General features: G+C 70.9%; 16 protein-coding genes. 6 read left to right on the top strand and 10 right to left on the bottom strand.

All coding sequences use genetic code 11. The annotated features are described in order from the left end of the window. On the top strand, positions 1 to 561 hold a 561-nt coding region (locus tag QZ483_RS09645), incomplete at its 5' end, for a hypothetical protein (RefSeq protein ID WP_297083375.1). Between the two features lie 62 nt (positions 562 to 623). On the opposite strand, the gene QZ483_RS09640 is transcribed toward QZ483_RS09645, so the two are convergent. From QZ483_RS09640 to QZ483_RS09620, 5 genes are all read right to left on the bottom strand, one after another. Beyond that, the gene (locus QZ483_RS09640) at positions 624 to 1547 is read right to left on the bottom strand and encodes an anti-sigma factor (protein ID WP_297083372.1); all 924 of its coding nucleotides are present in this window, start codon (positions 1545 to 1547) and stop codon (positions 624 to 626) included. Beyond that, positions 1544 to 2212, bottom strand: a complete 669-nt coding sequence (locus tag QZ483_RS09635; RefSeq protein WP_297083368.1) for a sigma-70 family RNA polymerase sigma factor — start codon at positions 2210 to 2212, stop codon at positions 1544 to 1546. The genes QZ483_RS09640 and QZ483_RS09635 overlap by 4 nt, the downstream gene beginning before the upstream one ends. 18 nt (positions 2213 to 2230) lie before the next feature. Next, positions 2231 to 2467: a hypothetical protein gene (locus tag QZ483_RS09630; protein ID WP_297083365.1), complete on the bottom strand. Its 237-nt coding sequence runs from the start codon at positions 2465 to 2467 to the stop codon at positions 2231 to 2233. A 264-nt stretch (positions 2468 to 2731) separates the two neighbouring features. Continuing rightward, complete coding sequence (locus QZ483_RS09625; protein ID WP_297083362.1) at positions 2732 to 2902, bottom strand: hypothetical protein; 171 nt, start codon at positions 2900 to 2902, stop codon at positions 2732 to 2734. A 132-nt stretch (positions 2903 to 3034) separates the two neighbouring features. Beyond that, positions 3035 to 4735: a cytochrome c biogenesis protein CcdA gene (locus tag QZ483_RS09620; RefSeq protein WP_297083360.1), complete on the bottom strand. Its 1701-nt coding sequence runs from the start codon at positions 4733 to 4735 to the stop codon at positions 3035 to 3037. A 102-nt stretch (positions 4736 to 4837) separates the two neighbouring features. Between QZ483_RS09620 and QZ483_RS09615 the strand changes: the two genes are divergently transcribed. The 5 genes from QZ483_RS09615 (at position 4838) to QZ483_RS09595 (ending at position 8631) form a co-directional block, all read left to right on the top strand. Beyond that, positions 4838 to 5668, top strand: a complete 831-nt coding sequence (locus QZ483_RS09615) for a patatin-like phospholipase family protein (protein WP_297083357.1) — start codon at positions 4838 to 4840, stop codon at positions 5666 to 5668. After that, complete coding sequence (locus QZ483_RS09610; RefSeq protein ID WP_297083355.1) at positions 5665 to 6783, top strand: 1-acyl-sn-glycerol-3-phosphate acyltransferase; 1119 nt, start codon at positions 5665 to 5667, stop codon at positions 6781 to 6783. Before QZ483_RS09615 ends, QZ483_RS09610 begins: the two co-directional genes overlap by 4 nt. A gap of 46 nt (positions 6784 to 6829) precedes the next feature. Then, entirely contained in the window at positions 6830 to 7300 is a 471-nt protein-coding gene (locus tag QZ483_RS09605) for an isoprenylcysteine carboxylmethyltransferase family protein (RefSeq protein WP_297083353.1), read from the top strand. A gap of 212 nt (positions 7301 to 7512) precedes the next feature. Continuing rightward, positions 7513 to 7893, top strand: a complete 381-nt coding sequence (locus tag QZ483_RS09600; protein ID WP_297083351.1) for a hypothetical protein — start codon at positions 7513 to 7515, stop codon at positions 7891 to 7893. A 153-nt stretch (positions 7894 to 8046) separates the two neighbouring features. Next, the gene (locus QZ483_RS09595; protein WP_297083349.1) at positions 8047 to 8631 is read left to right on the top strand and encodes a helix-turn-helix domain-containing protein; all 585 of its coding nucleotides are present in this window, start codon (positions 8047 to 8049) and stop codon (positions 8629 to 8631) included. 75 nt (positions 8632 to 8706) lie between these two features. Here QZ483_RS09595 and QZ483_RS09590 read toward each other — a convergent pair whose 3' ends face one another. The 5 genes from QZ483_RS09590 to QZ483_RS09570 form a co-directional block, all read right to left on the bottom strand. After that, positions 8707 to 9075 (bottom strand): DUF1304 domain-containing protein, encoded by a 369-nt coding sequence (locus QZ483_RS09590; protein ID WP_297083347.1) that lies wholly within the window; start codon positions 9073 to 9075, stop codon positions 8707 to 8709. A gap of 7 nt (positions 9076 to 9082) precedes the next feature. Next, on the bottom strand, positions 9083 to 9394 hold the full coding sequence (locus tag QZ483_RS09585; RefSeq protein WP_297083344.1) for a TM2 domain-containing protein: 312 nt from the start codon (positions 9392 to 9394) through the stop codon (positions 9083 to 9085). Between the two features lie 86 nt (positions 9395 to 9480). Continuing rightward, a complete protein-coding gene (locus QZ483_RS09580) occupies positions 9481 to 9870 on the bottom strand; it encodes a VOC family protein (protein ID WP_297083342.1) in 390 nt (129 codons plus the stop codon). Between the two features lie 10 nt (positions 9871 to 9880). Beyond that, positions 9881 to 10222, bottom strand: a complete 342-nt coding sequence (locus tag QZ483_RS09575; protein WP_297083340.1) for a hypothetical protein — start codon at positions 10220 to 10222, stop codon at positions 9881 to 9883. Positions 10223 to 10372: 150 nt separating this feature from the next. Continuing rightward, a partial coding sequence (locus QZ483_RS09570; protein ID WP_297083338.1) for an MFS transporter occupies positions 10373 to 11534 on the bottom strand: 1162 nt, incomplete at its 5' end.

Raw genomic sequence — 11534 nt, 5'->3', positions numbered from 1 at the left:
CCGCCGTACTCGGAGACGGCGATCCCGGCCCTGGAGCGGCGTCTGCGGCACCTCCACGACGATCATCCCGACGATGCCCTGGTGCTCAGCTGTCACAGCCAAGGAGCGGTCCTGGGCTTCCCGGTGCTGCGACGCGTCCTCGACAACGGCGAAGTGCCGCGGGAGAACCTGCGCTTTCTCGCGTACGGGAACCTGCTCGCGGCGCACTACCAGCGACTCTTCCCCGAGCAGTTCGACGACGATCAGCTGCTCGCGGTCGAGCGCGCCAACCCGGGCAGGTGGATCCAGCTGTTCCGCGAGACCGACCCGCTCGGGCACCCCATCCCGGGGCTGGGCGACAACAGCCGCCAGGCTTCGCACGAGCCGCCGCGCGCCGTCGGGCACGTGCTGACGCACGCCAATTACTCCTACAGCCCGGAGTTCCAGGCGGCGCTGAACGAGCTCGGCGGCGGGGACGGCACTCCCGGAGACGGGGGAGCCCAGGGTGCCGAGCAAACGGACACGCTGGGCGACCCGCCGTCCGGGTGGAAGCGCTTCTGGCTGCGCGTGAGCGGTTCCTAGCGCGCGACGACACCTGCAATGAGAGCGCTACGACACCCGGGAGAGCGTCGAGAAACCCGCGGTCACAGCTCGACGACGGAGACGACGTCGGTGGTCGGCTCGGCCGAGCCTCCCGGAGGCTCGCACGTGATCGCGATCGCCACGACGCCGTCGAGGTCGTTGGGGACGTAGGCCATGTACTCGCCGTCGGCGTCGGGCATGAACGTGGGCCCGGCCACCTTGGAGCCGTCCGCCATGATGAGCCACACCTGGTACTCGGTGCCGTGGTCGGGCATGGGGGCGGAGTTGCCCATGAGCGCGACCGCATCCATCCGGCTGCTCATTACGACCTGCCCGTTGCCCAGATCCATGTCCATCTTGGTCGCGTCCGAGGCAGCCTCGACCATCATCACGTCCTTGGCGAGCGCCAACTCTGCGGCGTCGTCCGACGGCCGTCCCAGCCCGAAGCCGAAGACGCCCACGGCCAGAACGGCGACCGTCGCCACCGCGCCCGCCAGGGCCGCGAGCCACCGGCGTGGACCGCGGCTCTCGGCACGCCGCGCGGCGAGATCGTCGCGAGCGGCGGAGGTGTCCGCGCCAACCGGCGCGGTGGTTCCCGTGGTGCCCGCGGTGCCCGCGGTGCCCGCGGTGCCCGCGGTGCCCGCGGTGCCCGCGGTGCCCGCGGTGTCGCGGGTGTCCTCGCCGGTACCGCGACCGTAGTCCTCGGCGACGCGAATGGGATCGGTGACCGGCGCATCGGCCGTTCCCGGCGCCCCAGGCGGCAGCTGCGACGTCGTCGCGACCTCCGCCATCACCCGGTCGCGCAGCGAGGCGGGGGGAGCGGTGGCCTCGGCGTCGGCGAGCGCGGCCGTGGCCTCGAGGTACGAGGACAGCTCGTCGCGGCAGTCGGCGCAAGCACCGATGTGGCGCTCGACCTGGGCGCGCTCGTCGGGCTCGAGGGCGCCCACGGCGTAGGGGCCCAGCAGGGAGTGCACGTGCTCGCTCATCGCTCGACTCCCATCGCGTCTCGAAGCTTGATCAGGCCATCGCGGATTCGCGCCTTCGCGGTGCCGAGCGGAATGTCCAGCGCCTGCGCGGCCTCGCGGTGGGTGTAGCCCTTGAAGTAGGTCAGGTCCAGCGCTTCGCGCTGGCGTGCGGTGAGGGCGCTGAGGCCCGCCTTCACCCGGGTCGCCTCCCACTCGCGGTACATGACGTCGACCACGAGGTCCTGCTCGGCGGGGGCGGTCTCCTCGCGCACACCGTGGGTGCGCATGCGCGTCGTGTGGGACTGCTCCGAGCGGACGCGGTCCACGGCCCGGCGGTGCGCGATCGTGAGGATCCAGGAGCGCGCGGTGCCGGCCTCGCGGTCGAAGCGCGCCGCCCGGTGCCACACCTCCACCAGGGCCTCCTGCGAGACGTCCTCGGCCATGCCGCGGTCCCGGACGATGCGGAGCGCCAACCCGAACACCGACGCGGCCACCGCGTTGTACAGCTGCTCGTAGGCGCCGCCGTCGCCGCGTGCGGTGCGCTCGAGCAGGTCGGTGAGGTCGGGAGCGGGGCCCGGCGCCGTCGCGGCGCCGGACTCGCTCCCCGCAGCATCCGGGCGCGCGTCGGGAACCGCGCGCAGGTGGCGCTCAGCGCTCATGCGGTCCTCCTCATCGTCCCGGTCCATGCCCTCAGTATCGGCTGATCAGTTGTCTTCCTCCATGGAGTCGTCTTCCTCCATGTGCTCGTCGTCTTCCATGGAGTCGTCCTCCATCGAGTCCTCCTCCATCGAGTCGTCCTCCATCGAGTCCTCCTCCATGGTCTCCTCCATCATCTCGTCGGAGGTGTCGGACGCGGGCTCGGTGTCGTCGCCGCAGCCGGCGAGCAAGGATCCCGAGAGCAGAATGACGGCCGGGATGGCCAGGGTGCGAAGCTTCGGCATGTTTCCTCCCAAGGTTGGCTGTCGGGCCGGAAGAAGCTCGACACCAGGCGTTCGGAGTCCTGCCAGTCGTGGATGGGTCCCCGGGAGTGCGGGCTTGCGGACGGGGGCCGCGGGCCTACGCGCGGGGGATACATGCCTGTGGGCGGGGGCGTCCTTCGTCGGCCCGAGCGTGTCGGGCACGTCCACGCGCGCCGACGGCGGCCGGCCTGGTGGCCGACCGCCGTCGGGACGTGGATCGAACTGCGCCTGCAGCGGCGCGGAGCCCTAGCCGTCGTCCTCCTCCATCGAGTCGTCCTCCATGGAGTCCTCCATCGTGGTGTCCGTCGTGGATTCCATGTCGTCGTCGCCATCGCTGGCGGTGTCGCCGCATCCGGCGAGTAGTGCGGCCCCGAGCAGTACTCCTGCCGAGCCTGCAGCTGCCTTGCGAAGATCCATGAGGATCCCTCCAGAGCGTTGGATACGCGGGCCACGGTGGCCCGCCATCTCCATTAACACCCGATATGTCCGGTTTCGCTCGTCGTGCCAGGCAAAACTTGCGCCAAGGGCTTTACCTTGGTGCGACGCGGTTCACCCGAAGGTGAAGGCGTAGGCCTCGATGCCAGGCGTGAACTCCAGGACCATGACGTCCTGCGTGGGCTCGCCCTCGAACAGGTCGTACAGATCGCTGGTGCCGTCGACCTCGACCACGCGCTCGTAGTCGGGATCGTTCTGCAGGGTGACGCGCACCTCGCCCTCGCCGGCCATCACCAGGTGCACGTCCGCGGCGTAGAAGTAGATCTCCATGCGCGCGTCCTCGCCGGACAGCGCATGCTCCTCGGTCACCGTCCACTCGCCCTCGTACACGAAGTGGTCGCGCTCGAGCGTGCCGTCGTACGTGAACTCGACAGCCTCGTCACGAGCGACCTGCTCCTCGTTCAGTGCCCACTGGAGGCGGCCGAACCCCAGGTACGTCTCCTGCGTGCGGCCCGACGTGTGGCGGTCCGGGTCCTCGACGGCGACCTGCGCCGGCGCGTCGAGCAGTGTCTGGATGAGGAGCTCCGTGTCTTCGTACGCGCCCTCGCCGTAGTGGACCTGGCGGACCACGCCGTCCTGGTCGATCAGGTAGTGCGCGGGCCAGAACCGCTGGTCCCACTCCCGCCAGGTCTGGAAGTCGTTGTCGATCGCGATCGGGTACTCGATGCCGTAGCGCGACGCGGCGTCCTCGACGTTGCCCACAACCTTCTCGAACGCGAACTCGGGGGAGTGGACGCCGATGATCGTGAGGCCCTCGTCGCGGTAGCGCTCGTCCCAAGCCGTCAAGTACGGGAAGGTGCGCTGGCAGTTAATGCACGAGTAGGTCCAGAAGTCGATGAGGACCACGCCGCCGTCCGCCGTGAGCGTCTCGATGTCGAGCGCCTCGCCGCCCTCGGTATTGAGCCACGCCTCGACGCCCACGATGTCGCGTGCGGGTCCGCAGTTGTGGAGCTCGTCGGCGGCCATCTCCTCGCACTGGTCGAACGTGAAGGCGTCTCCCGAGGCCGGCTGGGCCTCCTCGCGGCCGGTGAGGGTGTCGAGCTCGTCGCGCACGCTCTCGTTGTTCTCGATGGACTCCTGCACGTTGGCCAGCACGCCCGGCACCCAGCGCTGGAGCGGCTCGGCGACATTGGTCGCGACCACCAGCGCGGTCGCCAGCAGCACCACGCCCGACGCGATGCGGATGCCCTTGAGGCGCGTCCGAACAGCCTTGATGCGGCTGCCCATCGCCTGGCCTGCGAGCCCGAACGCCAGCAGCGGGCCGGCGATGCCCACCGAGAACGCGAGCGTCAGCGCGACCAGTCCCCACGAGAAGCCGTTGGTGGCGGCAAGCACGGTGATGGACGCGAGGATCGGGCCCGCGCACGGCACGAACACCAGCCCCAGCGCCATGCCCATGACGAACCCGTTGCCGTCGCGGTTGAGCTGCGGGGGAGCGATTCGCTCGAACGGGCGCTGCAGCAGCTCGCCCAGCGGTGGGATCGCGAGCCCCAGGCCCACCAGGGCCAGCACGCCGATGCCGATCCACCTCAGCAGATCGTCCGGCAGGCCCAGGGCGCTGAGCAGCAGCCCGCCCAGCAGCGTGAAGAACGCGAAGCTGGTCACGAGCCCGGCCACCACCACGATGGGGCGGCGCCGCGAGGTGGCGCCGTCCTGGATCGAGCTGGTGAGGATCGCCGGCAGCACCGGCAGGACGCACGGGCTGATGGCCGTGATGATGCCGGACACGAGCCCGACGATGATGAGCGTGATCATGTGAGGTCTTCGGAGGCGCTCGCGAAAGGGTTGGGTCGTGTGCGTCGACAGCGTGCATGCGGCTACCGGCAGAGGGCCACGGGAGGGCACTAGCCTGGGCCTATGACTGTCGCGTTCGTGCTGGGAGGCGGAGGAGTCCGCGGCGCGGTCGAGGTCGGCATGCTGCGCGCGCTCATCGAGACGGGGGTGAAGCCCGACCTCGTGGTGGGCACGAGCATCGGCGCGATCAACGGCACCGCCATCGCGGCTGACCCGACAACGAGCGTCATCGACACCCTTGAGCGCGCGTGGTCGTCGGACGCCGCCGGGGCCATCTATGGCGAATGGTGGCCGCGCCAGCTGCGCCGGCTCGCCAAGTCCCGCACGCATCTCAACTCCGCCGAGCCGCTGCGCAGGCTCCTCGAGGACTTCGTGGGCGAGCGGGCCCGGTTCGAGGATCTCCCCGTGACTCTCGCGGTGTGCGCCGCGAGCATCGAGCGCGCCGCCGAGACCTGGTTCGACTCCGGGCCCCTCATCGACCCCGTGCTGGCCTCGTGCTCCGTGCCGGCCGCGCTGCCACCTGTCGAGATCGACGGCGAGCACTACGTCGATGGCGGCGTCGTGAACTCGATCCCGCTGTCCGAGGCGATCCGGCGCGGCGCGACCACCGTGTTCGTACTCCAGGTGGGCCGCATCGAGGAGCCGCTCAAGCCTCCGGAGACGCCCGCCGACGTCGCCAAGGTCGCCTTCGAGATCTCACGGAGGCACCGCTTCTTCCGCGACCGCGACGAGGTTCCCGAGCACGTCGACCTGCACATCCTTCCCTCCGGCGGCAGCCAGCCGGGCGACGAGAAGCTGGGCGCGTTCCGGTCGATGGAGCACACGCATCGCCGCATCGAGGCGGCGTACGACGCCACCGCCGCGTACCTCCGCGACGCCGGAGTCGCCTCGTGAGCGGCGCGACCCCCGAGGAGGTGCGCGAGCGGCGACAGCGGCGCCGGATCTCGTGGGGACTGCCGCCCGTGTGGGTGCGTCGCCTCCTGATCGCGCCAGCCATCGTGCTGCTCGCCTTCGCGTGGATGCCCACGGCGCTGTGGCTGGGGATAATCGTCGCCGGCGCGGTGGCATGGGCGCTTCCCGGGCGCGTGCGCATCCTTCGCATCATCTTCATGATGGGCCTGTATCTGATGTGGGATGCCGTCGCCCTGGTGTGGATGTTCGCGCTGTGGATCGTGTCCGGATTCGGGTGGAAGATTCGCAGCGAGCGCTTCGAATACGAGCACTACGTGCTTGCGGGCGCGATGCTGAAGTCGCTGTTCCGGTGGTCCAGGCGCATCCTGCGCCTCGAGATCGTGCTCGAGGACGCGAACGTGGACGAGATCGCGAAGGGCCGCCCGCTCATTGTGGTGTCGCGCCACGCGGGCCCGGCGGACTCCTTCATCATCGTGAAGTCGCTCATCAACGACTTCGAGCGTGAGCCCGCGATCGTGCTCAAGGACACCCTGCAGTGGGACCCCGCGATCGACGTGCTGCTCAACCGGCTGCCCACGCGCTTCGTGTCCTCGCGCCGCAAGCGCAAGCCGGGCGCCCCCGGCGGCGCGGCATCGGTGGGCGAGCTCGCCGCAGGGCTCGAGGCGAATGACGCGCTGCTGATCTTCCCCGAGGGCGGCAACGCGACGCCCAAACGCCGCGAGCGCCGAATCGCGCAGCTGCGCGCCGGTGGCCACGAGGAGCTCGCCGCGAGGGCCGAGGCCATGCCGCATGTCATGCCGCCCCACGCCGGCGGCGTGCTGTCCGCGATGGACAAGAGCCCCGAGGCCGCAGTCGTGGTCCTCGCGCACACCGGCCTTGAACGGCTGTCCACGGTGCGAGATATCTGGCGCGAGCTGCCCGTCGACAAGCGCATCGTCATCAAGGGCTGGGTGTCCGAGCCCGACGAGATCCCCGAAGGGCGTGCCGCGCGCGAGGCGTGGCTCTACGACTGGTGGGCGCGCGTCGACACCTGGATCGATGCCCACCAGCCTCCCGCCGAGGACGCCGATGCGGTGGAGGCCGCCAAGAAGGCGTGAGAACGCGGTGGACGGGGCGGCGAGCGTCGGCCCGTAGGGTGAGGCCATGGATAGCAGGACGATGCGCGGGTGGGCCCTCGTAGGTGTGCAGGGGCTGTGCTTTCTGGCAGTCGCGGTGACCGCGTTCCTGGGTGACATCGGGCCCGCGCTGTGGTCGAACCTCGTGGTGTCCCTGGCACTGGTGGTGATCGGCTCCGCGGGAGTCGTGTGGGCCGGGCGCGACCTGGGCAGGGCGCTCACGCCCTCGCCGGTCCCCAACGAGGCTGGGCTGGTCGCCCGGGGCATCTACCGCCACGCGCGCCACCCGATGTACTCGTCGCTGGTGGTGATCTGCCTGGGCGTCGCCGTGGGGTCGGGGGCGTTCCTGTGCTACCTCAGCATCGCCGTGCTCGCCGTGTTCTTCATGGCGAAGGCCCGAGTCGAGGAGAACTACCTGCTGCGCGCCTACGAGGGCTACGCCGAGTACGGGGCGCGCACCGGGAGGTTCCTGCCCGGGCTCGGGCACCTCGCCAGCTGAGACCGCTGCGGGACTCGGCCGACCCGTGCCCGTGGCCCGAGACGGCGCATCGGCCCGCCGTCCAAGCCCGCGCATCGGCCGGTGGCTCGAGCCGGCGCATCGGCCCGTAGCCCAAGCCCGCGCATCGGCCCGTGGCCCGAGCCGGCGCATCGGCCGGCCTCCCAGCACGGAAAGTGCTGACAAACCCGCCCCTGCGGTGGGAAAGTGGGAGCGTGGAGCGCGTGCAGATCGCCATCGAGGTCGGTCCAGTCCCGGCCGAGGCTCGCGCGCGCCTCGAGGCCGCCGGGCACGCCGTGCACTGCCACGGCGACCAGTGGCGAGTGATCGTCGATGCGCGGGTCATCGGGCAGACCTCGGTGCGGTCGCAGGCGCACGTGATTGCGCACGATCTGGTGCACGACTTCGGCCTCACGGCGCTCTCGAGCCCTCCCGCGATTGCTCTGCGGGACCCCGATGGGGCGCTCGATGTCGCCGGGACCGAGGTGATGCTCGACGGCGTGCGTCGCAGCTACGACCCCGACCCGCTGGACCAGCCCGGACCGCACTGGTGGCAGCGGCACATGGAGCTCGGGCTCGGCGAGCGCAAGCGCTGACGGCGCCCGACGCGCAGCGCCCACACGCTCGCGCGGTGGCGACGCGGCCGCCCCTGTTGGGCCGCCCTCGAGCGAAAGAGCCTGGCAGACCGCTGCTGAGACGTTGGTCACCCATGCGCGGGTTGTCCGGAAATGCGGCATAGGATGGTGACCATGTCGAGAGATCGTGCGCACCTGCTGCTCCACCCGGTGCGCATGCGCGTGATGATCGCGCTCGGCAACCAGGAGCTCACGACCCAGCAGATCGGCCTGCAGCTCGGGGACGTTCCGCAGGCGTCGCTGTACCGGGCCGTCGCTGCCCTGCACGAGGCGGGGATCCTCGAGGTCGTGGACGAGGTCCCGCGCGGCGGGGCCCTGGAGCGGATCTACCGCACGGTTCCGGAGCAGGCTGTCGTGAGCCGCGGCGACTTCACTTCGGGCACTCAGGAGGAGTTTCTGGGGACTGTGCAGGTCTTCGCCGATCTGCTCGTGTCGACCACGGCAGGACACCTCGCGAAGGTGGGCGACGACTGGCGCGACTACTTCTATGGCATGCGCCACGGCACCATCTGGCTCGACAAGGAGTCCCGCGAGGAGCTCTCGGCGGACCTGCAGGCCGTATTCGCCAAGTACGCCGAGCGGGGCCAGCCCGAGGGCACCGAGCCGTGGGCGCTCATGATGGCTGCCATCCCGGATCCGATGCCTGCGGTGGGGGGCGAGGACGACGCCGAGGCCGAGGCGTCCGCCAAGGAGGACTGAACGGTCGGGTCGCGCGAGCGGTCCACCCGGCAGAGCGCGACCAGCCGCGACTTCACAGCGCGAGTCGCCCCGGTGTCAGAGCGCGAGCAGCACCAGCGCGACCGCCGGGAGCGCCCCCTGCACCACCGCGCCGCGCCACATCCCGCGCGAGTAGGCGACGAGGACGATGGCTGCCGCGACCATGAAGGCGAGGCAGAACACGAGCAGCGCTGGTGAACCCTCGGCGAGCCACCACCACGTTCCGGCGGCAGCGCCGAGCCCCAGGAACAGGTTGTAGAAGCCCAGGTTGACGAACGCCGGGGCGAGCAGCTCGGCCTGCTCGGCGGTGCGCGCGCCGAACAGCCGGTGCACCGGTGGCCGGCGCCACAGCACGGCCTCGAGAGCGAAGAAGGCGACGTGCACTGCCGCGGCCCCGAGGGCCAGCGCTGCGATGGCGACGTCCATGGGGCCGCTACTCGGCGCCGTTGGCCTCCGCGACCAGCCTGGGCATGCGGATCAGGTCCATGATCCAGCCGAGCACCACGATGCCGATCGCGACAAAGCCGATGATGCGCAGGAACGACGGCTCCTCGGGGATCAGCAGCAGCGTGCCCATCAGGGCGCCCAGAAAGAAGATCGCTGCGTCCTTGTACTTGCGCAGGTACACCCGGTGAAAGCCGAGCACGCCGAAGACGATGGCGAGGATGTAGGCCACCGCCACCTGCTTGGGGGCCTGAGAGGTGGACGGGTCGCGGTAGGCGGCGTTGCCTGTGTCGAAGCTCATGGTCCGCACTCTAGCGACGGGACGAACGCGCCGCTAGAGGCGGGACGAAACGTTATGATTCCGTGCGTTTCGGCGAGCCATGCGTTTCAGGCGTCCGTGGCCTCCATCGCGCTCAGCCAGTTGCCGGCCGGGTCCTTGAACCACAGCGTGGAGGGCATGCGCCCCTCGGGGTCGCGCGCCACGCCATCCTCGTCGGTCCACTCGAGTTGCTCGAGCACGACGCCCTTCTCGCGGAGGCCGTTCGCGACCACGTCGATGTCGTCGACCTCGAACATGAGCACCGTGTGGGATGCCGGCTCGTGCCCCTCCTTCTCGTAGATGAGGGTGGTGGACCCGTGCGGATGGTGCAACAGCACCATGGGCCCCATCTCATCGATCATCTCGGCCTCGAGGCCCAGCACTCCGGTGTAGAACTCGTGTGCCTGAGCGGCCGAGTCCGTGGAGAAACTGCTCTGTGCCTTGCTCGCGCCCAGCATTGCCGCACCCTCAGCTTTCTGAGCCGGGCAGAGGCATCGCCTCGTGGACCTCGATGGTGCAGCCGCCGGCCATCTGCAGGTGGGGGTGGCCGGCCGCGAACGCGAGAGCAGTGTCCTTGTCCGCGACGTCGAGGATCGAGTAGCCCGCGACCTCGAGCGAACTGTCGGTCTGCCCGCCAGGCGTGACGCGCACGCCTCCCATGAGCGGGGTGCCCAGGTCGACCAGTCCCTCGCCCACGGTGTCCGCCCACGCGTACCAGGCGTCCATCATCTGTTTGGCGTCCGCCGGGTCGGGCGGGGGAGCATCGGCCGGCATGGGTGGTGCGTGGTAGATGAAGACGAAGCGTGTCATGGCTGCTCCTCGGTGAGCGCCGCCGCCGGGTGCGGCGGTTCAGTGCCAGTGTCGCACCGGGGTGCGCGGGGCGCACATGGAGAGGCGCGGCAGTGCCGTGTGCCGCGAGTGAGCGGCGTCGGAGTCCGGCGGGCCGGAACCGGCAGAGCGTCAGAAGCCCGCGCGCCGGGTCCACTCCGCGCGGTGATCGCGCAGCTGGTCAGGGGTGAGCCGCACCGCTCGCCGCGAGGGCGTGCGCGCGTGCGTGCGCGCGGGAGCGCCCGCCGGCGACCGAGCCGCCTGGAGCGCGGCCAGTCGTGCCAGGCGCGCCTGGACGGCAGCACGCTGGCGCATCGCGCGCACGTGGCGAGGGACCGCGACCATGCGCAGCATCTCCCGGTCGGCGGTGGCGACGACTATCCCGGCGAGGGTCGTCAGCGCGAGCGACACGAGCGGCAGCCATCGCGTCCCGACTGTCGCCACCACCGCCGCGCCCAGCAGCGGGCCCACGGCCGCGCCCGCGTTCATGGTGACCGTGTAGGTCGCGGCGCCCATCTCGGTCCGCCACGGCGTGTGTCGCATGGCCCAGTTCAACAGCGCCGCGACGAGCACGGCCCACCCGGCCGCCTGGGTGGCCTGGAACGCGACGGCGGACCAGTCCTGGCCGAGCGCGAGCAGCCCCCACGCGAGCACCAGCATCCCCGCGCCGACCGCGACAGTGCGCACCGCGTAGCGCGCGAGGAACCGGCCCACGAGGAGCGTCGCCGCGACCGCGAGCGTGCCGCCGAGCGCGAAGAGCACCGGCAGCATCGACGCCGGGAGGCCTGCGACATTGGTGAAGAACGGCACGATGTAGGTCCACGTCGCGGACATGCCCACAGCCGCCAGGAACGTCACCGCGAGCACGCGCGCGTACGCGCGGCCGGACGGCACGTCGCCTCGGGTGATGCGCCCGCCCCCCGCCGCCCGCGCGGACGGCAGCGTCAGCGCGACCGTGATGGTCAGCACCAGACCCAGCCCCGCCAGCGCCCAGTACGACGCCCTCCAGTCGAGCGACGTCGAGACCAGCGTGACGAGCGGCGTTCCCAGCACGCCGGCGGCCGATGCGCCCAGCATGATCGCGGTAACCGTGCGGGCTCGGAGGTGGGGGGCGAAGAGCGCGGCGGCAGTGGGGGCGACGATCGCCCAGAAGAGCGCGTGCGCGGCGGCCGACATCACGCGTCCGGCGCCCAGTTGGAGGACGCTTTCCGCGCTCGCGGCCACCACGACGCCCGCGGTCCACAGCGCGACCGCCCCGGTCACCGATGCGCGCCGGCTCCACCGGCGGGGCACC

It is taken from the genome of uncultured Demequina sp. (genome assembly GCF_913055775.1).
GTDB lineage: Bacteria > Actinomycetota > Actinomycetes > Actinomycetales > Demequinaceae > Demequina.
Note: the sequence above shows the minus strand (reverse complement) of the source record. Positions and strands in the feature narration are given on the sequence as shown.